Here is a 21958-nt window from a genome sequence, read left to right on the forward strand (position 1 = left end):
ATGCGCCGCCACCGGCCGGTGCCGTGGGGCAGACTGCGCACGTGAGCGCCGATGTGTGGACTTCCGTCGTGACCGTCGTGGCAGCCCTCTCCCTCGCCGCCTGGCTGTGGCTGCTGCTCGCCCGGGGCTTCTTCTGGCGTACCGACGTCAGACTTCCGGCCCGGGAGGAGCCCGAGGTCTGGCCCTCGGTGTGCGTCGTCGTCCCCGCGCGCGACGAGGCGGCGGTGCTGCCCGCGAGCCTGCCGTCCCTGCTCGCCCAGGACTATCCGGGGCGGGCCGAGGTCTTCCTGATCGACGACGGCAGCACGGACGGCACGGGTGAGCTGGCGTGCGAGCTGGCCCGGCGGCACGAGGGGCTGCCGCTGACCGTGGCCTCGCCCGGGGAGCCGCCCGCCGGCTGGACGGGCAAGCTGTGGGCGGTGCGGCACGGCATCGGCCTGGCACGCGCGCGTGAGCCCGAGTACCTGCTGCTGACGGACGCCGACATCGCGCATGCCCCGGACAGTCTGCGCGGATTGGTGTCGGCGGCCGGCACCGGCGGTTTCGACGTCGTCTCCCAGATGGCCCGGCTGCGGGTGGAGAGCGTCTGGGAGCGGCTCGTGGTGCCGGCCTTCGTCTACTTCTTCGCCCAGCTGTACCCGTTCCGGTGGATCGGCGGTGGCCGCGCCGGGGGCAGGCGGAGAAGGGTGACGCGGACGGCGGCCGCGGCGGGCGGTTGTGTGCTGCTGCGTGCCGACGCCGCCGAGCGGGCGCGGATCCCCGACGCCATCCGGCACGCCGTCATCGACGACGTGGCCCTCGCCCGCGCGGTGAAGGGCACCGGCGGCCGGGTCTGGCTGGGCCTGGCCGAGCGGGTGGACAGCGTGCGCCCGTATCCGCGGCTGCACGACCTGTGGCGGATGGTCTCGCGCAGCGCGTACGCGCAGTTGCGGCACAACCCGCTGGTGCTGGCCGGAACGGTGCTCGGTCTGGCGCTGGTCTATCTGGTGCCGCCGCTGTCGTTCCTCGTCGGCCTGGCGACGGGTCGGGGCGCCACGGCCGTGCTGGGCGCCGCCGCCTGGCTGGTGATGGCGGGGACGTATCTGCCGATGCTGCGCTACTACCGGCAGCCCCTGTGGCTCGCGCCGTTGCTGCCGTTCACCGCGTTCCTCTATCTCCTGATGACGGTCGACTCGGCGGTGCAGCACTACCGGGGGCGGGGCGCGGCCTGGAAGGGCCGCACCTACGCCCGTCCGGACACCGTGCCCGAGGAGGGCCGAGCAGGCTGAGCACACCCGGGGCGGCCTACTTCCGGCCGGGGGTCCAGTTCATGCCCCAGCCGTAGGCGTGGTCGACCGTCCGCTGCGGGCTCACGCCGCGCTCGGGCACCAGGTAGCGGGCCTCGCGCTGGACGACGAGGTCGCTTCCGGTGTTGGTGATCAGCGCGAGGGCGCACACCGTCGAGGGCACGGTGCACTCGTCGAGCGAGAAGTCGACCGGGGCACCGTACTGCGGCTGGAGGGTGACCGTGGCGTGCAGGTCGGCGAAGGAGCGGGCGCCCTCGTAGATGGTCACGAAGACGAGGATGCGCCGGAAGTACCGCTGGTGGTCGAGGCTGACGGTGAGGTTCTCGCCGGTCGACACGGCGCCGGTGCGGTCGTCGCCGTCGAGGTGGATGAACGGCGGCTGGTGCAGCGCCCCGAAGGCGTTGCCGAGTGCCTGGACGACGCCCTTGCTGCCGTCGCTCAGTTCGTACAGGCAGCACAGGTCGAGGTCGAGGTCGTCGTGCATGGCGACCGGGCGGCCGAGCTTGCGGGCCCAGCCCGAGAACTGTTTGCGCACCTGCCAGTTGAGGTTGACGCGCATGGCGCCGGAGGTGCCGCCCTGCTTGGTCAGCGAGACGGAGGGCGCTGCCTTGGTGAGCGTGACCTTGGTCAGCCGGACCGGTTGGGCGGGGGGCGCGGAGGGTGCCGGCGGGGGCGGCGCGGCAGGGAACGCGGGCGGGGCCGGCGGGGCCATCGGCGCCGGAGGGGCGGGCGCGGGCGGGACCGGCGCCGAAGGGGCGGGCGCCGGAGGGGCTTGCTGCGGTTCGTCCACCGAGATGCCGTAGTCCGTGGCCAGGCCCTCGAGACCGCTGTCGTAACCCTGCCCGACGGCGCGGAACTTCCAGGCGCCCTGGCGGCGGTAGAACTCGCCGAGCACGAAGGCCGTCTCGACGGTCGCGCCGGGATTGTCGAAGCGGGCCACGACGGTGTTCCGCGCGGTGTCGCGCACCTCGATGTACAGGCCGGGGACCTGGCCGAAGGATCCGCCGTCCGAGGAGGCGGCGAGGATCACGGTCTCGATCGCGGGCTCCACGCGCGCGAGGTCGACGAGCAGGCTGTCGGTCACCCGGCCGCCGGCGTCCCGCTTTCCCTCGTGACGGACCGATCCGGAGGCGTGGGCCGACTGGTTGTAGAAGACGAAGTCCGCGTCGGAACGGACCTTGCCGCCCACCAGCAGGAGGGCGGAGGCGTCCGCGTCGGGCACGCCGGGTCCGGACCGCCAGCCCAGTTCGACCCGCAGCGCCGTCGTCGGCACCGGGGTGTTCGATCCTTTCGACATTGACATGTCCGCCCCCATCACGTGTCACCGGGCCGGGTGATGTCCCGGCGCATCGTCGAGTTCCTGACGCACAACCTATTCTCCGGGCCGCCCGCCCCTGAAGAAGAGGCCGGGCGGAAGGTTCGGTCAACCGCCGGTAACCCGCCCGGAACTCGGCCTTTACCGCAAAATCGCGTGACCTGACGCCCTATTTTGCCAAGTTCGCTCGCATTGGGGATGCCCGGTCACTGCGGACACGGAAAACAACCCTCTTATCGGTCTCCCCAACCAGCACATCGTGGGCTTAACTTATGGCCATGACCTCCCCCCGCTCCACTTATGGCGGCGGCTACTACTCCGCCTCCTTCCCGGACACCCCGATCTACGACTCGCTCGTGGCCGAACGGGGCACACCGCAGATCGCCCCGATCCGGGTCCCCGCCGCGTACGACATGCCGAGCAGCAACCACCTGCCCGCGCTGCCGTCCGCTCTGCCCGCCCTGCCGGCGGGCCCCTCGCAGCCCTCCTACGGATATGCGCAGCAGGCCCCGCAGCCCGCCCCGCTGCAGCAGGCCCCCGCCGCGTACATCCCGCACCAGGCGTCCGCGCCACGCGGATACCCGGGCCCCCAGCAGCCGCAGCAGCCCCGCCCGGCCGCGCCCGGCCCCGCGGGGTACGAGGCGATGCGCCCCGCGGCTCCCCGGCCGGCCCCCGCGCCGTACCAGGATCCGTACAACCAGCAGCAGTACCGCGGCTACTGAGCCGTCCTGGGGGTTGTCGGTGCCACCTGGCACGATGACCCCATGGGGTACGCGCGACTGCGGTCGATCCACGTTCATCCGGTCAAGGCGTTCCGGAGCCTGTCGCTCCAGGAAGCCGTGGTGGAGCCCTGGGGGCCGGCCGGAGACCGACGCTGGATGCTGATCGACGACGGGGGAAAGGTCGTCACGCAACGCGGGCAGCCGCGCCTCGCCCTGGCCGCCGCCGAGCTTCTGCCCGGCGGCGGCGTACGGCTGTCCGCGCCCGGCATGCCACCGCTCACGGTGCCCGTCCCGCGCGCGCCGGGCACCGTGACGGTGCGGATCTTCCGGGACAAGGTCGAGGCACTGCCCGCCGAGGACGAGGCCGCGCACGCCTGGTGCAGCGCGCTGCTCGGAGCCGACGTCCGGCTGGTGCACCTGGACGACCCCGCCGGCCGCCGCCCCGTGGACCCGGAGTACGCGCTGCCGGGCGAGACCGTCTCCTTCGCGGACGGCTTCCCGCTGCTGCTGACCACCACCGCCTCGCTCGACGCCCTCAACTCCCTGATCGCGCGCGGCGAGCACGCGGACGAGGGCCCGCTGCCCATGAACCGCTTCCGGCCGAACCTGGTCGTCTCCGGCACCGAGCCCTGGGCCGAGGACCGCTGGTCGCGCGTTGCCGTCGGCGAGGTCGTCCTGCGGGTCGCCAAGCCGTGCGGGCGGTGTGTCGTGACGACCACCGACCAGGGCACCGCGGACCGCGGCGTCGAGCCCCTGCACAGCCTCGGCCGGCACCGACGCGTCGACGGCCAACTGGTGTTCGGGCAGAACCTGGTCCCCCTCGGCCGCGGCACGGTCCGGGTGGGTGACCCGGTGCGGATCATCGAGTGAGGTGCGGCCGCCCGCCCGGACCGCGCGCCGGTTCCGGACAAACGGCCCGGTAACGGGAACCCGGTGCGGGGTCCGCGCGTTGGGCTTGGTGAGAGGTTCATGAGAACCGGCCGTGACGGGCCGAGCGGGGACGGCGCCCCCGCGGTCCGGTCCGCCCGGGATCCCTGTGAACGGCTCGACGGGGGGTGGAGCGGAGCGGGAAGGGGGTGCGTGCGTGCGGGCGATCAGAGGTCTGTGGCGTTGGCGTGGCAATCCGCTGTGCCGCACGAGCGACCTGGCCGAGGCATGGGTGGCCCTGACGGCGCTGCTGCTGATCGTGTTCGTGGCGCCCCTGATCGGCGTGCTCGTGGGCAGTGCGGCGCAGAGCGCCCTGCAGCGGTCGGTGCGCGAACAGCACGAGGCGCGGCACCGGGTGACGGCCACCGTGGTCCGGGCCCTGGAGCGTTCGCCCCTGACCGTCGACCCCGAGGGTGCCTCCTCCGGCGAAGAGCTGCGCAGCCGCGTCCTCGCCGCCTGGTCCGGGCCGGACGGCTCGCGGCACGAGGGGCCCGTCCTGGTGGGCATCGACCGCCCGGACAGCGGCGACCGGTTCGCGATGTGGACGGACGCGCGGGGCCGTGAGGTGGCCCGCCCGCTGGACTCCGCGACCGCGGCCACGCACGCCGTGCTCGCCGGGATCGGCACCGCGGTGGCGACGGCGGCCCTGGTGGAGGCCGCCCGGCGGATCGTGGTCTGGCGCCTGGTCCGCCGCCGGTACGCACGCCTGGAGCAGGAGTGGGAGCGGGCGGGACCGGACTGGGGCAGGACCGGAGCGGGCAGTTGACGGGCTTCGGGCTCCGGTCAACTCACCACCTGCGCGCACGCTACGGTGGACCGGCCGAACCGAATCGGCGACGACCCGCGTACGACGAGGTGGGGGCACAGCAACGCCATGGCACAGGGCACGGTCCAGGTGACGCACACCGGCACCTCGCGGTGGCGGCGCCGCACGGGTGAGTACGCATCGCTCGCCGCCGCCCTGGAGGCCGCGGCCGACGGTGACGTCCTCACCGTCGCCCCCGGGACCTACCGGGAGAACCTCGTCCTCCAGCGGGCGGTGACCCTGCGCGGGCCCGAGGGTGTCCAGGGTTCGGTCCGGATCGCGCCCGCCGACGGTGTCCCGCTGACCGTGCGCGCCTCGGCGGTGATCCAGGACCTGCACGTCGAGGGCCAGGACGCGGCGGCGCCCGCGGTGCTGGTGGAGGACGGCACGCCGGAGCTGCTGGGCCTCCGGGTCGTCGCGCGTTCCGCCTCCGGGATAGAGGTGCGCGGCAGCGCGCGTCCCACGGTGCGGCGCTGCACCGTCGACAACCCGGCCGGTGTCGGCATCGCCGTCCTGGACGGCGGGGGCGGCGTGTTCGAGGAGTGCGAGGTCGTCGCGGCCGGTCAGGCGGGCGTCGCGGTACGCTCCGGCGCCCACCCCCGGCTGGAGCGCTGCCGGGTCCACCACGCGGCGGGTTCCGGACTGACGGCGACCGGCGAGGGCTCCGCCCTCGAGGCCGTGGGCTGCGAGGTCTACGAGGTCCGCGGCAGCGGCGTGCAGGTGACCGGCCGGGCCACGGCCCACCTGACCGACTGCGACGTGCACCGCACCACCGGCGACGGCATCACGCTGGACACGGACGCCGTGCTCACCCTGGCCGACTGCCGTATCCACGACATCCCGGAGAACGCGGTCGACCTCAGGTCCCGCTCGGTGCTCACCCTGACCCGCACCAGCGTGCGGCAGTTCGGGCGCAACGGCCTGTCGGTGTGGGACCCGGGCACGCGCGTGGACGCCAACCAGTGCGAGATCTTCGACAGCACCGGCGACTACCCGGCGGTCTGGGTCAGCGACGGCGCCACCGCGGTGCTCGACTCCTGCCGGGTGCACGACGTGCCGGACGCGCTGTTCGTCCTGGACCGCGGCTCGCGCGTGGACGTCGTCGACAGCGACCTCTCCCAGGTGCGCAACACCGCGGTGTCGGTGAGCGACGGCGCCACCGCGCAGCTCGACGACTGCCGCATCCGGGACGCCGCCACCGGCGCGTGGTTCCGCGACCACGGCAGCGGCGGCACCCTGAACAACTGCACCCTGGACGGCAATCGCACCGGTGTGATCGTCACCAAGGGCGCCGACCCCACCATCGAGCGCTGCACCGTCGACTCCCCCTCCGAGGCGGGTGTCTACGTGTCGGCCGGGGGCCGCGGCAGCTTCCTGAACTGCCGGGTCACCGGCAGCGCCGGTTACGGCTTCCATGTGATCGACGGCTGTCGTACGACGCTGAAGAAGTGCCGCACGGAGCGGTGCGCGCGCGGCGGGTACGAGTTCGCGGACGGCGGCCCCGACACGGCGTACGACTCCGGGCCGCTCGTCGAGGACTGCACCAGTGACGAGAGCACCTCTCTGACGTCACCCGCCGCGCCCGAGCCGGTGGTGCAGACGACGGCCCAGTCCCCCGGGCTGCTGGGCTCGATCCCCGGGCAGCGCACCACGGAGCAGGAGCCGCTGATCGCGGGCACCGCCCCCCAGGAGCCGGCGCGGACCTCGAAGGCCGTACTGGGCGAACTGGACGCCTTGGTCGGCCTGGACAGCGTCAAGCGCGAGGTGCGCGCGCTCACCGACATGATCGAGGTGGGCCGGCGCCGGCAGCGGGCGGGTCTGAAGGCGGCGTCGGTCAAGCGGCACCTGGTCTTCACCGGCTCCCCGGGCACCGGCAAGACGACGGTCGCCCGGCTGTACGGCGAGATCCTCGCCTCGCTCGGCGTGCTGGACAAGGGCCACCTGGTCGAGGTGTCCCGGGTGGACCTGGTCGGCGAGCACATCGGCTCCACGGCGATCCGCACCCAGGAGGCGTTCCAGCGGGCGCACGGCGGCGTGCTGTTCATCGACGAGGCGTACGCGCTCTCCCCCGAGGACGCGGGCCGGGACTTCGGCAAGGAGGCCATCGACACACTGGTCAAGCTGATGGAGGACCAGCGGGAGGCCGTCGTCGTGATCGTCGCGGGGTACACGGCGGAGATGGAGCGTTTCCTGTCCGTCAACCCCGGTGTGGCGTCTCGGTTCTCACGGACCATCACCTTCGGCGACTACGGCCCGGGGGAGCTGCTGCGGATCGTGGAGCAGCAGGCGGACGAGCACGAGTACCGGCTGGCGCCGGGCACGGCCGAGGCGCTGACGAAGTACTTCACGGAGATTCCGAAGGGCCCGGCCTTCGGCAACGGCCGCACCGCCCGCCAGACCTTCGAGGCGATGGTGGAGCGGCACGCGAGCCGGGTCGCCCAGCTGCCCGACCCCAGCACGGACGACCTGACCCTGCTGTACCCCGAGGACCTGCCCGAACTGCCGTAGCGGAGCCGGAGTCCGGGCCTCAGCATTCCTCCGTCGCGTCGTCCGCCGCCGGGACGGACGCCGCCGCGCCGCCCGTGTGGCGCGGTGCCGGTACCTCCGGTCGCAGCCGGCCCAGCAGCCGTCCGCGTTCCTCGGCGAAGGCCGGGTCCGCCTGGTAGTCGGAGTGGCCGAGGACCGGTGCCGGCAGCGGGTGGAGTTCGGTCCGGCCGTACGTCAGCGGGTCCTTGAGGGGCGCGCGGTCCACCGCGGGGCCGGCGTCGCCGGGCAGTCGCATCGGGCCGCCGATGGGATCGGTGCGCCGGTAGAGGTTGCGCCAGCAGTCGACCTCCTCGTGCAGCGAGGCGAGCGCTTCGGGACCGAAGTGGGCCGGGAACCAGCGGCCGTACAGCCGCTCCAGCGGGGAGCCGTAGGTGAGCAGGGCGACCCGCTTGCGGGCGGACGGTTCGAGTTGCCAGGACGCGGCGGCGGCGAGGACGCTGCCCTGCGAGTGCCCGGAGATGACCAGCCGGCCGCCGGTGGCGCGGGTCCAGGTCGCCATCCGCCAGGTCAGGTCGGGCACCGCGCGCTCGGCGTAGCACGGCGGCGCGAAGGGGTGCGCGGCGCGCGGCCAGAAGGTGCCGACGTCCCACAGTATGCCGATGGTGCGCCGCGCGGAGGCGTCCTTGTAGGCGCGCCTGCCCCAGGTGACGAACAGTATGAAGCCGAGGCCGATCAGCCAGGAGCCCAGCTCCTGCGCGGTCTGCGCGGCCCCCTGGACGACGGCGTACGTCCCCCGCGCGGCCTCCCCCGGCACCTTCTCGGTCGTCAGGGCGCCCGCCAGGGCTCCGGCGCCCAGGAGCAGGGTGGCGGCGGAGGTGATGGCGACGAGGAGGGGCGCCCGGTCGGTGAGCGTGGCCGTGGCGCGGGTGAGGGCGATGCGCCGGGTGCGCCCCGGGTCTCCGGTCTCCCCCGGGTGGTCGCGTTCCACTGCGTCCCGTTCCGCGCGGGCCAGGCGCAGGGTGTGCCAGGCGAGCACCGCGCACATCAGCAGCACGACGACCAGCAGCGGCGGGATGACGGACGCCTGCCAGGTCAGCAGGACGGGCGGTCCGTCGAGGAAGGTGCCGGTGCCGTCCAGCCAGTCGGAGACACGCTGGGAGACGCCGCCGGACATGACCCCGCCCAGCGCGCAGGCCAGCATGGCGACGGCGGGACCGCCCAGGCCCCGGATCGCGGCGCGGGCGTCGGGGCGGCTGCGGTGGAGCAGGTGGGCGACCACGGCCAGCGCGATGACCAGCAGCCCCTGCACCAGGGCGATGCCGCCGAAGGCCGTGTCACCGGCCAGCCGGCCCTCCGACGTCCATGCCGGGCGGGCCCAGCCGCCGTACAGCAGGGCGAGGAGGAGCAGGAGGAGGGCGGCGAGCGGCAGACGGCGTACGAGGTGCTCGTCGAGCCGACGGTCGAGGCGGCACTCGCTGCGGCCCCGGCGGCACACCACCGCGACCACGGCGACGGCCCCCGCGGCCAGGGCCCCCAGCAGCACCCATCCGAGCGTGTCGAGCAGCGCGGGCCCGCCCGGCCGGCGGTCGAACCGGGCCGCCGGAACGGCTGCTCCCACGGCGACGGTGAGCAGCCCGGCGGCGGTGTGCGCGCCGCGCAGCCGGGCCACCAGGCGGCGTCCGTACCAGAACCCGGGGCGGCCGAGCGCGGCGTGGCGGGGGTCCTCCTCGGGGTCGGCCTCGCGGTCCAACGGCTGCTGGGACTCGTACGCCCGCCAGGTACGCAGCGACAGGTACCAGAGCAGCCCGGTGAGTGCGGCGGGCACCGCGGCCGCGAGGGCGAGCCTGCGGCCCGGCGTGCTCCACCAGCCGCCGTCGGACATCACCGGCGACAGGAAGCCCAGCCAGCTGTGCCGCTCGGCGCACGCGCGCGTGCCCGCGCACTGCCAGGCCACGAGGTCGAGGGCGACCTCGCAGGCGGCGGCGACGAGGAGCACCGTCAGGGTGAGGGCCGCGAGCCGCAGCAGCAGCCCGTAGAGGCGGACCGTGCGGATCCGGCCGTGGGCGGCGGGCCGCATCCAGTGGGCGATGTTGACCACCATGAAGGGCAGGAGCAGCAGCCACAGGGCGCGGGTGCCGTTGCCGGAGGTGAGGTTGCACCAGACGTAGGCCTCGGGCACCGGCCGGCCCCGGTAGTCCTCGGGGCGGGACTCGGCGTCGGCGTCCTCGGTGCGCCGGAAGACGGCCGCGACGTGGTCGCCGGTGATCCGCACGGTCCGCGGGTCGTCCAGCATCTCGGCGGGTGTCGTCCCGCCCACTCCGTGGACCAGGAGTTCCAGGGCGGTGCCGCTTCTCGCGTCGGTCCCGCCCGTCCCGGCCCGTTCCTGCGCCTTCTTCACTGTCCGCACTCCCCCGTGACGCGCCGTCGGCCGTGTCCGTGCGGGCACAGGATCTCCCGTCCGCGGGCGTCGTACACCCCTGGGCACGGAATCTCCCCGATCCGTGTGACCGGTGACGCCGGGCGGGCGGTGACGCGGGCCGTGGCGGGGCGTGCGAGGATGGGACGTCCGCGCACGGGTGCGGGGAGAAGTCCTCATCAGAGCGAGTGCGGCGGCGTGTCGGACGGTTTTGCGGCGAAAGGACCGAAGCGTACGTGAGTGAGAATCCGAACCTCCTCGCGGAGCAGCGGCGCGCCCTGATCCTCGACGAGGTGCGCCGCCGGGGCGGTGTCCGGGTCAACGAGCTGACCCGCAAGCTCGGCGTGTCGGACATGACGGTCCGCCGCGACCTCGACGCGCTGTCCCGGCAGGGTGTGCTGGAGAAGGTGCACGGCGGAGCGGTCCCGGTGGCGGAGGCGAGCACCCACGAACCGGGGTTCGAGGCCAAGTCGGGTCTGGAGCCGACGGCCAAGGAGGACATCGCGCGGGCCGCCGCGGAGCTGGTCGCGCCCGGCGCCGCGATCGCCCTGTCGGGCGGTACGACGACGTACGCGCTGGCGCACCGGCTGGTGGACGTGCCGGATCTGACGGTGGTCACCAACTCGGTGCGGGTGGCCGACGTGTTCCACGTGGCGCAGCGCACCTCGGGGGCGCGGCAGGGCGGGGCGACGGTGGTGCTCACCGGCGGTGTGCGCACGCCCTCCGACTCGCTGGTGGGCCCGGTCGCCGACCAGGCGATCGCGACGCTCCACTTCGACCTGCTGTTCCTGGGCGTGCACGGGATATCGGCCGAGGCCGGCCTGTCCACGCCGAACCTCGCGGAGGCCGAGACGAACCGGCGCCTGGTGCAGTCGGCACGGCGTGTCGTGGTGGTCGCGGACCACACCAAGTGGGGTGTCGTGGGACTGAGTTCGTTCGCCGCGTTGGAGCAGGTGGACACGCTCGTGACCGACTCGGGCCTGTCGGCGCAGGCCCGCGCGGAGGTCGGTGAGCTCCTCGGGCTGGTCGTGGTGGGCGAGCCGGAGCCCGCGGCGGACTGACGCCGGCGCCGGCGTGCGCGGGAGCCCCTGCCGTGCGAGGCGCCGGGCGGGAGCCCGCCTCCGGGCGCCCGCCCCGCTGACACCCGGCGCGCCCGGGTCTATCGTGGCGCCACCCGGCCGATCGTCCGCCAGGCGCGGCTTCGTACAAGGGGGTTGTGTCCATGGTTCGCCGTCTGCGTCCGGTGGGTCTCGACTTCGTCGAGACGGCGCCGGTACGCCTGGTCTTCGCGCGGGAGATCGCCGCCGCTCCGGACGCCGTCTTCCGCGCCCTGGCCGAGGACGTGCCCGGCTGGACCGCGTGGTTCTCGGCGGTGACGTTCGCGCGGCCCATCGGTGAGGGCGCGGGGCGCGAGATCCGGCTCAGGGGCGGTACGCGTTTCGTGGAGACGGTGCTGGCGGCCGAGCGGCCCGAGGTGTACGCCTACCGCGTCGACGTCACCAACGCGCCGGGCGCCCGCGCCATGCTGGAGGAGTGGCGGCTGACGCCTGCCGGTACCGGGACGCGGGTGCGGTGGACGTTGGCGGCGGACGGTACGGCGCCGTTCCGCTTCGTGCTGGACCGGGCGCGTCCGGGGCTGGGGCGGGCCTTCCGGGGCGCCGTGACGTCGCTGGACCGGCGGCTGCGGCGCCCGTAGCCCGGCGACCGGCGACGGCGACAGGCGACCGGCGACCGGCGACCGGCGACCGGCGACCGGCGACCGGCGACCGGCTCAGTCGAGCAGGCTGCCGGTGCGCAGCAGGGACTCGATCGCCGCCGTGTACGGCTCGATGTCGAGGCCCTGTTCGGCGAGCCAGGCGTCCGAGTAGTACTTGTCGAGGTACCGGTCCCCCGGATCGCACAGCAGTGTCACGACGCTGCCCCGCTCCCCCGCGGCCACCATCTCCGCGACGATCTTCAACGCGCTCCACAGCCCGGTGCCGGTGGAGCCGCCCGCCTTGCGGCCGATCACCCGCTCCAGGGACCGTACGGCCGCCACGCTCGCCGCGTCCGGCACCTTCATCATGCGGTCGATGGCGCCGGGCACGAAGCTCGGTTCCATCCGGGGGCGGCCGATGCCCTCGATCCGGGAGCCCCGGTCGCAGGCCACGTCCGGATCGCCGGTGGTCCAGCCCTCGAAGAAGCAGGAGTTGTCCGGGTCGGCGACGCAGACGCGGGTGTCGTACTGCATGTAGTGGACGTAGCGGGCGAGGGTCGCCGAGGTGCCGCCGGTACCGGCCGTGGCGACGATCCAGGACGGCTCGGGGTACCGTTCCAGCCGCAGTTGGCGGAAGATCGACTCGGCGATGTTGTTGTTGCCGCGCCAGTCGGTGGCGCGCTCGGCGTAGGTGAACTGGTCCATGTAGTGGCCGCCGGTCTCCGCCGCGAGGCGGGCCGACTCCTCGTACATCCGCCGGGAGTCGTCCACGAAGTGGCACCGTCCGCCGTGGAACTCGATCAGGCGGATCTTCTCGGTGCTCGTCGTGCGGGGCATGACGGCGATGAAGGGCACGCCGATCAGACTCGCGAAGTACGCCTCGGAGACGGCCGTCGAGCCGCTGGACGCCTCGATCACCGGGCGGTTCGGCCGGATCCAGCCGTTGCACAGGCCGTAGAGGAACAGGGAGCGGGCGAGGCGGTGTTTGAGGCTGCCCGTCGGGTGGGTCGACTCGTCCTTCAGGTACAGGTCGATGCCCCAGTGCTCCGGGAGCGGGAACAGGAGCAGGTGGGTGTCGGCCGAGCGATTGGCGTCGGCCTGGACCTTGCGGACGGCTTCTTTCAGCCAGGCTCGGTAGGCGGTGTCGCTGTGGTCGACGTCGAGGGTGGCGCCGGTGGCGGTCTGCCGGTCAGTGCTCACTTCGGGGCTCCTTACGCTGCGCGCCGACGGCGGACAGCGCGGCCGACACCTGGATCATAAACACCTTCCACACGCTTCTCACCTGCATAAACACCCCTTTGGGCGCCTCAAAGGCACCCCTGGGGTGCCGGGGCCGACGCGATGGAGGCGGCGTGGGGGGCGCATTCGCGCGAGTGCTCCGGTCGCCTCCGGAAACGGCCGGCGCGCACTGGTGCTCGGAGCGCGGTGCGGGCAGACTGCCAGCGGCGGGAACCGACGCGCACGAGGGGGCAACGGCCATGGCGGAGCCGGAGTTCAGGGCCACGGGGGTGCGGATCGGCAAGCGGCTGCGTTCGCTCACCCGGGCCGGGACGGTCCGGATCAGCGGCGGCCGGGTGGAGCTGCTGACCAGCTACGGCAGTGAGATAGACAGCGCGCCGGTGCAGGCGGTACGCGCCTCCCGCCCGTGGTTCGCGCCGCAGGACCGGGCGCTGGCCGACCTCGACGGCAAGCGGTACCTGCTGACCCTCGGCGAGCGTGACCCGGCCCCCGGCGAACCGGGCCCGCCCGCGGCCCGCCGCTTCATCGAGGCGGTGCGCAGGGCGGCCGGACGACGCGCCTGAGAGATGTCCGTAAGTTGCGGTGCCTCACCCCTTGCGTCACGCTGGTCACACGTCACTCTGGGTTTACCGGCGATAACGCTGCGAACCAGCCCGCCGGCCATGACAGCGGGCGGCGTGCGCCATGTGCGCCTCGCTGGATCCGAACTCCGTGTTCTTCCGGACCTCTATGTCGGGGAGTCGCAGCCGTGATCACTCACCCAAGCAGACACTGCACGGTGGAGCTCCAAGCCCTGCCGTCGCGGATCGGCCAGGTCCGCAGAATCGTATCTGCGCAATTGCGCTACTGGCATATGGATCTCCTGATCGACCGGGCGGTGCTCGGCGTGACGGAGTTGTTGACCAATGTCCACCTGCATGCCAGGCCCGACAAGACGTGCACCGTGGAGATGGAACTGCTCCTGGACCGGCTCACGGTCTCGGTGCGCGACCACGATCCGCGGCTGCCCGTCGTGGACGACGCCGAGCCCCTCGCGACGTGCGGGCGCGGGCTCGCCATGGTGGCCGCGATGAGCGGGAGCTGGGGCGCCCGGCCGGACGGCGAGTCGGGCAAGGTCGTCTGGTTCACGCTGCCGACGGCCGTCAGCTCCGTGCCGGTCACCGCACCGCCGGTGGCGGCGCGCCCGCCGCGCCGTCTGGTCGAGGAGGTGCCGGCCGCCGCGTTCACCGAGGTCGAGCACGCGGTCGACCTCGGCGGACACCAACCCGCTCCCGCCCGGTCGGCCGTTGTCGGCTGACCGGGCGGTGACCGCCCGCTGCCGCGAGCCGTGCGGCACGGTGCCGGCCGGCGTCCGGACCTCCGGGCCGCGCCTTCGGGCGGCCGACAACCGCCGGTGCGGGTACGGAATCTGACGTCACGTCGGCCGCTTCCCGCCGCTTCCGCGGCCCGGCCGCCGGTACGGCAGGCGCGGCGGGCCGGGCGCAGGCCCGCCAGGGCTCCGGCCGCGAGGCCGACCAGGGCCACCACCGCGAGCTGCGCGGGCGGCACGGCGAAGGCGAAGGCGCTGTCCGAGGCGCCGTCGGAGGCGGCCACCAGGACCCAGCCGAGGAAGGCGCCGAGACCGAGCCCGCCGACCGTGCCGAAGGCGGCGACCAGGACGGACTCCCAGCGGACCATGGCCCGCAGCTGGGCCCGGGTCTGCCCGACGGCCCGCAGCAGGCCGAGTTCGCGGGTGCGCTCGTGGACCGCCAGGGTGAGGGTGTTGGCGATGCCGAGCAGCGCGATGAGCACCGCGAGGGCGAGCAGCGCGTAGACGAGGGTGAGCATCATGTCGATGCCTCCCGCCGAGGACCGCGCGTACTCGTCCCGGGTCTGCACCTCGGGGTTGCCGTACCGGTCGGCGACCTGCTCGACCGCCGCCTTGCCCGCGTCCGCGCCCACGCCGTCCTTGAAGGCGACGGCGACCAGGGTGTCGGAGTCCTGGGTGCGGTGCGGGGCCCAGGCGGCGCGGGTGATGACGTAGTCGCCGGCGAGTTCGGACTGTCCGTAGACCGCGCGGACGGTGAAGGTCCCGCCGCGCCCGTCGGTGAAGGTGAGGCGCGTGGTGTCACCGGTGGTCAGTCCCCGCTTCTCGGCCTCGCTCTCGGTGACCGCGATGCCGTCGGTGCCGAGGTCGTCCAGTGAGCCGTGGACGGTGCCCAGGTCGAAGGTGCGGTTCAGGGCGACCGGGTCGGTGACGGTCAGCGCCCGTCCCTGGCCGTCCACGTCCGCCACTCCCCGGCCGAGACCGACGGCGGTGTCCACCTCGGGCAGTTCCTGGACCGCGCCGGCCAGGCGCGGGCTGAGGCCGCTGCCGCCCGCGCCGAAGGACGGCGCGCTGACGGCGACGTCGCCCGCGAAGGACCGGGAGACGGTCTGGTCCATGGTCGCCTTGAGCGAGGCGCCGAACACCGTGAACAGCGACACGACCGCCACGCCGATCATCAGCGCCCCCGCGGTGGCCGCCGTCCGCTTGGGGCTGCGCAGGGCGTTGCGCCGGGCGAGGACGCCGGTGACGCCGCGGAGCCGGTCCAGCGGGGCCCCGAGGACGCGTACGGCGGTGGCGGAGGCGACCGGGCCGAGTACGACGAAGGAGGCCAGGGCCAGCACCGCGCCCGCTCCGGCCAGCCACACCGACGGGGAGAGCAGGACCCCGACGAGCGTCACCGCGAGGGCGAGCACGAGCAGCCCCGTGCCGGTAACCGCCCGCGCGCGGGAGGCGCCGGAGGTGTCGACGGCCGTCTCGCGCAGCGCGGCCAGGGGTGCGGTGCGGCCGGCCCGGGCGGCGGGCAGCAGGGCGGAGCCGAGGCAGACCACGACGCCGACGGCGAGCGGGAGCAGCAGCGACAGCGCGCTGATCACCAGGGCGCCTTCGGGGAACGGGAAGCCGATCGCCGGGAACAGGGCCTGGAGTCCGGCCGCGATGCCGATGCCGCCCGCGAGCCCGGCGGCGGACGCGGTCACGGCCACGACGGCCGCCTCGACGAGGGTGGCGGCGGTGACCTGGCGGCGGGAGGCGCCGAGGGCGCGCAGCAGGGCGTTCTCGCGGGTGCGCTGGGCGACCACGATGGCGAAGGTGTTGTGGATCGAGAAGGTCGCGACCAGCAGGGCGATGCCGGAGAAGACGAGCAGGAAGGTCGTGAACAGGGTCAGGAACTGACTGGAGATCATGTCGGTGTTCTCCGCGGCCGACTCCTGGCCGGTGATGGCCTCGACCCCCTCGGGCAGTACGGGTGTCAGCCGGTCGACGAGTTCCCGCCGGCCGACGCCCGGCCCGGCGCGCACCTGGATGCTCGCCGCCTCGCCCGGCCGCGCGGTGAGGTACTTCTCGGCGTCGGCCCGGGTCATGCCGGTGAAGGTCACCTGGGCCATGCCGTCCTCGCCGCCGAAGGTGGCGAGACCCACGACGGTGACCTCGACGGGGTCGGGCGTGCGCAGCGTGGTGGTGTCGCCGATCGCCAGGCCGCCCTTCTCGGCGGCGCCGCGGTTGACGACGACCTCGCCGGACTTCTGCGGGGCGCGGCCCTCGGCGAGGCGGTACGGGTTCAGCTCCGGGTCGGTGATCCAGTTGCCCGCCAGGGTGGGCGGCCCCTGACCGCCGATCGGGTCGCCGTTCGCGCCGACGAGCTGGCCCGCGCCCTGGATGCTGGGGGCGGCGGCCGCGACGCCGGGCACCCGCTCGACGGTCCGCACCAGGTCGGTGCCGACCGGCTGCCGCACGCCCTGGCTCTCTCCCGGTGTGGTGATGGCGTCGGCGCTGCGCACCACGGCGTCGGTGCCGCCGGCGGCGTTGCCGAACATGGTGTCGAAGCTCGCGCGGAGCGTGTCGCCCATGACCAGGGTGCCGGTCAGGAAGGCGACGCCGAGGACCACGGCGAGGAACGTCCCGGCGAAGCGGCGCTTGTGGGCCCGGAGCGAGGAGACGCTCAGCCGGACGGAGGCGTTCATGAGGGCACCTCGAAGGCTTTCATCCGGTCCAGGACCTTGTCGGCGGTCGGCGCGTCCATGCGGTCGACGAGACGCCCGTCGGCGAGGAACACGACCTCGTCCGCGTGGGCGGCGGCCACGGGGTCGTGGGTGACCATGACGACGGTGCGGCCGGTCTGGCGGACGGTGCGGCCGAGCAGGCCCAGCACCTCGCCGCCGGAGCGGGAGTCGAGGTTGCCGGTGGGCTCGTCGGCGAAGACCACGTCCGGCTGTCCGGCGAAGGCGCGGGCCACGGCGACGCGCTGCTGCTGCCCGCCGGAAAGTTCGGCGGGCCGGTGGTGGAGGCGGTGGCGCAGTCCGACGACGTCGATCAGCGCGTCGACCCACGCGGTGTCGCCCCGGCGGCCGGCCAGGTCGAGGGGGAGGGTGATGTTCTCGGCGACGGTCAGCGTCGGCACCAGGTTGAACGCCTGGAACACGAAGCCGACGCGGTCGCGGCGCAGCAGGGTGAGCCGGCGGTCGTCGAGGGTGCTCAGGTCGGTGTCGCCGATGCGGGCGGTGCCCGAGGTGAGCGTGTCGAGGCCCGCGGCGCAGTGCATGAGGGTGGACTTGCCGGAGCCGGAGGGCCCCATGATGGCGGTGAAGCGGCCGACCGGGAAGTCGACGCTAACGCCGTCGAGGGCGCGTACGGCGGTGTCGCCACCGCCGTACACCTTCACGGCGTCCACGACCCGGGCGGCGGCCCGGGTGACGGTCGTCGTGCTCATGCCGCACCGCCCCTGCCGGTCCGGCCGAACTGCTCGTCCAGCACGGACAGCCGGCGCCAGTACTCGTCCTCGTCGATCTCGCCGGAGGCGAAGCGGTGACCGAGCACGGTGATGGGCGAGTCGTCCGCGACGGCGCCCGGCCGTACGGGGCCGCGGGGGCCGCGCCACACCGTGCGGCGCAGCAGGGTGATGCCGCCGCCGATGACGAGCGCCCAGATCAGCGGGAAGAGCAGGATCCACGGGCCGGGCCCGCCGTCGCCGAACTGTGCCAGGGTCTCCATGTCGTCCAACTCCTCGGTCGCGATGTCCCTTGTGTCGCTTCCGAGCCTCGCTCCGGAAGGGGGTCCGGGTCGTCGTACGGCCAGCGGCAGTGTGCGTACGCCGCCGGGAGTACTCCGGCGGTCCGCGTCTGCTTCCCCGGTCTCCCGGACACCGCTCGCCCTCTGTAACTACTAGTATGTACAGTGAGTGCATGAGCACCTCGGAACGACTGATCGAGTCCACCCGCGAGCTGCTGTGGGAGCGTGGGTACGTGGGCACCAGCCCCAAGGCGATCCTCGAACGGGCCGGCGCCGGACAGGGCAGCATGTACCACCACTTCAAGGGCAAGCCCGACCTCGCGCTCGCCGCGATCCGGCGCACGGCCCAGGAGATGCGGGCCACCGCCGAGGCCGTGCTCACCGGTCCGGGGACGCCGTACGAGCGCATCGAGGCGTATCTGCGGCGCGAGCGCGACGTGCTGCGCGGATGCCCGGTCGGGCGGCTGACGATGGACCCGGACGTGATCGCCGACGACGCCCTGCGCGCCCCGGTGGACGAGACCCTCGACTGGCTGCGCGAACAGATCGCCCAGCTGGTGGAGGAGGGCCGGGAGCAGGGCGAGTTCGCGCCCACGCTGGACGGCGAGGAGATCGCGGCGGCGGTCGTCGCGACGGTGCAGGGCGGCTACGTGCTGGCCCGCGCCTCCGGCTCGCCGGCCGCCTTCGACGCGGGCGTCCGGGGCCTGCTCTCGCTGCTCGCGACCCACAAGGACTGAGGGGACATCCGATGCATGCCATGCAGTACTCCTTCACCCTGCCCGCCGACCATCCGATGGACGCCATCAGGGAGCGCGTGGCCCGCACCGGGCACCTGCTGGACGACTGGCCCGGGCTCGGACTCAAGGCGTATCTGATCCGCGAGCGCGGGAAGGACGGCTCGCCGGTCAACCAGTACGCGCCGTTCTACCTGTGGCACACCGTGGAGGGCATGAACTCCTTCCTCTGGGAGGGCGCCTTCCAGCGGCCCACCGACGACTTCGGCCGGCCCGCGGTCCGGCAGTGGACGGGCCTGGCGTACGAGGAGGGCGGCGACGCCGGCACCCCCGCGCGGGTGGCGGTCCTGCGGCGGCGGCCGGTGCCGGAGGCACTGCCGCTGTCGCAGGCGGCGGCGGGCGCGGTGCGGGAGACCGGTCGGCTGGCGGCCGGGGACGGGGTGCTGCTCGCGGCGGCGGTCGTGGACACCGGGCGCTGGGAGCTGGTGCACTTCTCGCTCCACGCGGGCGACGCGCCCGACGGGGCGGAGGGCGATGCCTTCCAAGTGCTGCACCTGTCCGAGCCGGGGCGGGCCCTGCTGCCGAGGGGGCGCCAGTGGTGAGCGGAGCCGTCCGCACGGTCCTCGGAGACGTGCCGGGCGGTGAGCTGGGCGGGTGCGACGCCCACGACCAAGGTGGCGGGCGGTTTCCACGCGCTCGACGCGCACGCGCGGTGGACCATGTCGGCGGCGGCCGGGGCGCACCACGCGACGGGGACGCCGATCGCCGTGCACCTGGAGCTGGGCACCGGTGCCCTGGACGTACTGGAGCTGCCGTGCGGTGAGTTGGGTGTCCCGCCGCAGCGGGTGATCCTCGGTCACCTCAATCGCTCCCCCGACTCCGTGACCCACCGGCAGGCCGCCGGATCGGGGTGCCGGCCGGCCTTCGACGAGCCGTCGCGGGGCAACCACGCCACCGACTGGCGGATGCCGGACGCGGTGCGGGACCTCGCCGAGGCGGGGTTCGGCGACCGGCTGCTGCTCGGCGGCGACACCACGACCGCGTCCGCCCGGCCGGTCGACGGCGGTCCGGGCATGCCGTACCTGCTGCGCCGTGTGGCTCCCCGGCCGGCCCTCGCGGTGGGGGACGACCTGGTGCGGCGCGTCCTCACCGAGAACCCCGCGCGGGCGTTCGCCGCCGACCGGCGCTGACTGCTCCCCCTTCCGCGGACCCGTACCTGCTCACTCGACAGGAGATCCCTCATGCCCTTCGTGCGCATCGACGCCTACGGCGGCGGCACCGACGACGACCGGCTCGACGCGCTCGGGCGGGCCGTCCACGACGCCCTGGTCGAGACGCTCGGCATTCCGTCCGACGACCGCTTCCAGGTCCTGACCGCCCACGACGCCGCCCGCGGCACCCTGCGCTACGACGACTACCTCGGCGTGCGCCGGGACGAGGGCATCGTCTTCGTGGCGATCACCCTGCGGGCGGGGCGGACGACCGGGCGGAAGCAGGCGCTGTACCACCGGATCGCCCGACTCGCCGAGGAGTACGCGGGGACCGACCCCCGCAACGTCTTCGTCACCCTGACCGAGAACACCTCCGCCGACTGGTCGCTGGGCAACGGCCTGGCGCAGTACGTAGGGTCGGGATCATGCTGAGACTCGGAATTCCCGTCATCGGTGTCACGGACCTCCCCCGCGCGGTGGCGTTCTGGACGGCGGCGCTGCCTCTGGTCGCCGTGGAGGAGTGGAAGAGCGAGACCTGGAGCACGCTGGAGTACGCGGACGGCTCCGGGCGGGCCCTCGGTCTGCTGCGCAGTGACTCGCCGCCCGAGCCGCGGCCCCGGCTCCACCTCGACCTGTTCACGGACTCGGCCGAGGAGCAGCAGGCGGAGGTGCGGCGGCTGGTCGGTCTCGGTGCGCGGACCGTCGAGTGGGACCTGTACCCGCCCGACCCCGACTTCGTCGTGCTGGCCGACCCGGACGGCAACATCTTCTGCGTCGTCGACCTCAGCCACGCCCCGAGCGGCGGCGACCGGCCCGCGCCCTGAGGCGCGGCCGGATTAGGTCGCCTACGCCGGTACGCCCAGCGGGTCGTCCAGGACCGGCTGCCAGGCCAACTCGGCGGCGCCGACCAGGCTGTTGTGGTCGAGACCGCAGGGCAGGATCGGCACCCCGCCGCTCTGGCCCCACAGGCTGCGCCCGGCGACGACCGCGCGCAGCCGCTCGGGGTCGGCGTCGAGGAGTGCCCGGTGCAGTCCGCCGAGGATGATGCGGTCCGGGTTGAGGATGTTCACCAGACCGGCGAGGCCCAGGCCCAGGCGGTCGATGAGGGTCTCGGTGGCGGTGCGGACGGCCGGGTCGGCGTAGTACTCGCGGATCAGGTCGTAGGACTGCTGGAGCAGGGACACCTCGGGGCCCGGCTCGCGGCCGGCCGCCGTGAGGAAGGCCAGCGGGTCGGTCTCCACGTCCAGGCAGCCGCGGCTGCCGCAGTGGCAGGGGCGGCCCTCCGGGTTGACGGCGAGGTGGCCGACCTCCATGGCGAGTCCGGAACTGCCGGTGTGCAGACGGCCGTCGAGGACCAGCGCACCGCCGACGCCGCGGTGGCCGGTGGCCACGCACAGCAGGTCGCGGGCGCCGCGGCCGGCGCCGTGGCGGTGCTCGGCGAGGGCGGCGAGGTTGACGTCGTTGGCGGCGAAGGCCGGTCCGTCGATGCCGGCGGCCCGCACCTGCCGCGCGAAGATCTCGCGCACGGGCGCGCCGGCGGGCCAGGCCAGGTGCAGCGGGTTCAGGGCGAGGCCCTCCGGTTCCGCGACGGCGGACGGCACGGCGAGTCCGGCGCCGACGCAGCGCCGCCCGGTCTCCCGCAGGAGTTCCGCGCCCGCCTCGACGACGGAGCCCAGCACCTTCGCCGGGTCGGCGTCGACGACCTCGCAGCCGGGCGCGGTGGCGACGATCCGGCCGCCGAGGCCGACCAGGGCCGCGCGGAAACCGTCCGTGTGGATCTGGGTGGCGAGGGCGACGGGCCCGTCCTCGGCGACCGAGAGACGGTGCGAGGGGCGGCCCTGGGAACCGGCCGCCGCGCCGGGCCTGGCGTCCACCCGGATCAGGCCGAGCGCCTCCAGCTCGGCGGCGACCGCCCCGGCCGTGGCCCGGGTCACGCCCAGTTCCGCGGTGAGGACGGCCCTGGTGGGGGCGCGTCCGGTGTGCACGAGCTCCAACGCGGGTCCGAGCGCGGCGCGCCCCCGGTCCAGCCGCGTCCTCGAGGTGGTCCCTTCCCCCGCCGCCCGGGGGTCCGCCTTGCCGCTCATGAGG

19 protein-coding genes and 2 pseudogenes are annotated in these 21958 nt (G+C 74.1%); 14 read left to right on the forward strand and 7 right to left on the reverse strand.

Annotated features, from left to right (window positions below; all coding sequences use genetic code 11):
- Positions 1-23: 23 nt before the first annotated feature.
- A complete protein-coding gene (locus tag BZZ08_RS20240) occupies positions 24-1268 on the forward strand; it encodes a glycosyltransferase (RefSeq protein WP_198601588.1) in 1245 nt (414 codons plus the stop codon).
- A gap of 16 nt (positions 1269-1284) precedes the next feature.
- Here BZZ08_RS20240 and BZZ08_RS20245 read toward each other — a convergent pair whose 3' ends face one another.
- Complete coding sequence (locus BZZ08_RS20245; protein WP_104633672.1) at positions 1285-2583, reverse strand: TerD family protein; 1299 nt, start codon at positions 2581-2583, stop codon at positions 1285-1287.
- Positions 2584-2879: 296 nt separating this feature from the next.
- On the opposite strand from BZZ08_RS20245, the gene BZZ08_RS20250 reads away from it, so the two are divergent.
- The 4 genes from BZZ08_RS20250 (at position 2880) to BZZ08_RS20265 (ending at position 7563) form a co-directional block, all read left to right on the forward strand.
- On the forward strand, positions 2880-3323 hold the full coding sequence (locus BZZ08_RS20250; protein WP_198601589.1) for a DUF6643 family protein: 444 nt from the start codon (positions 2880-2882) through the stop codon (positions 3321-3323).
- Between the two features lie 42 nt (positions 3324-3365).
- On the forward strand, positions 3366-4193 hold the full coding sequence (locus BZZ08_RS20255; RefSeq protein ID WP_104633674.1) for an MOSC domain-containing protein: 828 nt from the start codon (positions 3366-3368) through the stop codon (positions 4191-4193).
- A gap of 214 nt (positions 4194-4407) precedes the next feature.
- A complete protein-coding gene (locus BZZ08_RS20260) occupies positions 4408-5016 on the forward strand; it encodes an Rv1733c family protein (protein ID WP_104633675.1) in 609 nt (202 codons plus the stop codon).
- A gap of 108 nt (positions 5017-5124) precedes the next feature.
- On the forward strand, positions 5125-7563 hold the full coding sequence (locus tag BZZ08_RS20265) for a right-handed parallel beta-helix repeat-containing protein (protein ID WP_198601590.1): 2439 nt from the start codon (positions 5125-5127) through the stop codon (positions 7561-7563).
- A 19-nt stretch (positions 7564-7582) separates the two neighbouring features.
- Here BZZ08_RS20265 and BZZ08_RS20270 read toward each other — a convergent pair whose 3' ends face one another.
- Positions 7583-9940, reverse strand: coding sequence for a hypothetical protein (locus BZZ08_RS20270; protein ID WP_104633677.1), 2358 nt, complete (start codon positions 9938-9940; stop codon positions 7583-7585).
- Positions 9941-10194: 254 nt separating this feature from the next.
- On the opposite strand from BZZ08_RS20270, the gene BZZ08_RS20275 reads away from it, so the two are divergent.
- Positions 10195-11019, forward strand: coding sequence for a DeoR/GlpR family DNA-binding transcription regulator (locus BZZ08_RS20275; protein ID WP_104633678.1), 825 nt, complete (start codon positions 10195-10197; stop codon positions 11017-11019).
- A gap of 161 nt (positions 11020-11180) precedes the next feature.
- On the forward strand, positions 11181-11654 hold the full coding sequence (locus BZZ08_RS20280; protein ID WP_104633679.1) for an SRPBCC family protein: 474 nt from the start codon (positions 11181-11183) through the stop codon (positions 11652-11654).
- A gap of 75 nt (positions 11655-11729) precedes the next feature.
- On the opposite strand, the gene BZZ08_RS20290 is transcribed toward BZZ08_RS20280, so the two are convergent.
- Positions 11730-12854: a PLP-dependent cysteine synthase family protein gene (locus BZZ08_RS20290; protein ID WP_104633680.1), complete on the reverse strand. Its 1125-nt coding sequence runs from the start codon at positions 12852-12854 to the stop codon at positions 11730-11732.
- A gap of 278 nt (positions 12855-13132) precedes the next feature.
- On the opposite strand from BZZ08_RS20290, the gene BZZ08_RS20295 reads away from it, so the two are divergent.
- Together BZZ08_RS20295 and BZZ08_RS20300 are read left to right on the forward strand one after the other, a co-directional pair.
- Positions 13133-13456, forward strand: coding sequence for a hypothetical protein (locus tag BZZ08_RS20295; RefSeq protein WP_104633681.1), 324 nt, complete (start codon positions 13133-13135; stop codon positions 13454-13456).
- Between the two features lie 185 nt (positions 13457-13641).
- On the forward strand, positions 13642-14190 hold the full coding sequence (locus BZZ08_RS20300) for an ATP-binding protein (RefSeq protein WP_198601592.1): 549 nt from the start codon (positions 13642-13644) through the stop codon (positions 14188-14190).
- Between the two features lie 161 nt (positions 14191-14351).
- On the opposite strand, the pseudogene BZZ08_RS20305 reads toward BZZ08_RS20300, so the two are convergent.
- The 3 genes and pseudogenes from BZZ08_RS20305 to BZZ08_RS20315 form a co-directional block, all read right to left on the reverse strand.
- Positions 14352-16880, reverse strand: a pseudogene (locus tag BZZ08_RS20305) (ABC transporter permease); the annotation flags it as partial.
- Positions 16877-17626 carry an ABC transporter ATP-binding protein gene (locus BZZ08_RS20310; RefSeq protein ID WP_104633682.1) on the reverse strand — a complete coding sequence of 250 codons (750 nt, stop codon included), beginning with the start codon at positions 17624-17626 and terminating at the stop codon, positions 16877-16879. The pseudogene BZZ08_RS20305 and the gene BZZ08_RS20310, both read right to left, overlap by 4 nt.
- The gene (locus BZZ08_RS20315) at positions 17623-17907 is read right to left on the reverse strand and encodes an SHOCT domain-containing protein (protein WP_104633683.1); all 285 of its coding nucleotides are present in this window, start codon (positions 17905-17907) and stop codon (positions 17623-17625) included. The genes BZZ08_RS20310 and BZZ08_RS20315 overlap by 4 nt, the downstream gene beginning before the upstream one ends.
- Positions 17908-18098: 191 nt before the next feature.
- On the opposite strand from BZZ08_RS20315, the gene BZZ08_RS20320 reads away from it, so the two are divergent.
- From BZZ08_RS20320 to BZZ08_RS20340, 5 genes and pseudogenes are all read left to right on the forward strand, one after another.
- Positions 18099-18662 (forward strand): TetR/AcrR family transcriptional regulator, encoded by a 564-nt coding sequence (locus BZZ08_RS20320; RefSeq protein WP_104633684.1) that lies wholly within the window; start codon positions 18099-18101, stop codon positions 18660-18662.
- 11 nt (positions 18663-18673) lie between these two features.
- Entirely contained in the window at positions 18674-19261 is a 588-nt protein-coding gene (locus BZZ08_RS20325; protein WP_104633685.1) for a DUF4865 family protein, read from the forward strand.
- Between the two features lie 69 nt (positions 19262-19330).
- Positions 19331-19849, forward strand: a pseudogene (locus BZZ08_RS20330) (phosphotriesterase family protein); the annotation flags it as partial.
- 51 nt (positions 19850-19900) lie between these two features.
- Entirely contained in the window at positions 19901-20302 is a 402-nt protein-coding gene (locus BZZ08_RS20335; RefSeq protein WP_104633686.1) for a tautomerase family protein, read from the forward strand.
- Positions 20296-20694 carry a VOC family protein gene (locus BZZ08_RS20340; RefSeq protein ID WP_104633687.1) on the forward strand — a complete coding sequence of 133 codons (399 nt, stop codon included), beginning with the start codon at positions 20296-20298 and terminating at the stop codon, positions 20692-20694. Before BZZ08_RS20335 ends, BZZ08_RS20340 begins: the two co-directional genes overlap by 7 nt.
- Before the next feature lie 21 nt (positions 20695-20715).
- Here the strand turns inward: BZZ08_RS20340 and BZZ08_RS20345 are convergent, their stop codons facing one another.
- Positions 20716-21954: an ROK family protein gene (locus BZZ08_RS20345; RefSeq protein ID WP_104633688.1), complete on the reverse strand. Its 1239-nt coding sequence runs from the start codon at positions 21952-21954 to the stop codon at positions 20716-20718.
- Positions 21955-21958: the final 4 nt, after the last annotated feature.

Origin of the sequence: Streptomyces sp. MH60 (assembly GCF_002939385.1) — a bacterium.
Lineage (GTDB): Bacteria > Actinomycetota > Actinomycetes > Streptomycetales > Streptomycetaceae > Streptomyces.

Excerpts from the sequence above, each read along its gene's own strand:
- BZZ08_RS20255 (WP_104633674.1), top strand. The coding sequence starts at position 3,366 with ATGGGGTACGCGCGACTGCGGTCGATCCACGTTCATCCGGTCAAGGCG.
- BZZ08_RS20245 (WP_104633672.1), bottom strand. The coding sequence starts at position 2,583 with ATGTCGAAAGGATCGAACACCCCGGTGCCGACGACGGCGCTGCGGGTC.
- BZZ08_RS20325 (WP_104633685.1), top strand. The coding sequence starts at position 18,674 with ATGCATGCCATGCAGTACTCCTTCACCCTGCCCGCCGACCATCCGATG.
- BZZ08_RS20335 (WP_104633686.1), top strand. The coding sequence starts at position 19,901 with ATGCCCTTCGTGCGCATCGACGCCTACGGCGGCGGCACCGACGACGAC.
- BZZ08_RS20280 (WP_104633679.1), top strand. The coding sequence starts at position 11,181 with ATGGTTCGCCGTCTGCGTCCGGTGGGTCTCGACTTCGTCGAGACGGCG.
- BZZ08_RS20295 (WP_104633681.1), top strand. The coding sequence starts at position 13,133 with ATGGCGGAGCCGGAGTTCAGGGCCACGGGGGTGCGGATCGGCAAGCGG.
- BZZ08_RS20320 (WP_104633684.1), top strand. The coding sequence starts at position 18,099 with ATGAGCACCTCGGAACGACTGATCGAGTCCACCCGCGAGCTGCTGTGG.
- BZZ08_RS20340 (WP_104633687.1), top strand. The coding sequence starts at position 20,296 with ATGCTGAGACTCGGAATTCCCGTCATCGGTGTCACGGACCTCCCCCGC.
- BZZ08_RS20345 (WP_104633688.1), bottom strand. The coding sequence starts at position 21,954 with ATGAGCGGCAAGGCGGACCCCCGGGCGGCGGGGGAAGGGACCACCTCG.
- BZZ08_RS20310 (WP_104633682.1), bottom strand. The coding sequence starts at position 17,626 with ATGAGCACGACGACCGTCACCCGGGCCGCCGCCCGGGTCGTGGACGCC.
- BZZ08_RS20265 (WP_198601590.1), top strand. The coding sequence starts at position 5,125 with ATGGCACAGGGCACGGTCCAGGTGACGCACACCGGCACCTCGCGGTGG.
- BZZ08_RS20250 (WP_198601589.1), top strand. The coding sequence starts at position 2,880 with ATGACCTCCCCCCGCTCCACTTATGGCGGCGGCTACTACTCCGCCTCC.
- BZZ08_RS20315 (WP_104633683.1), bottom strand. The coding sequence starts at position 17,907 with ATGGAGACCCTGGCACAGTTCGGCGACGGCGGGCCCGGCCCGTGGATC.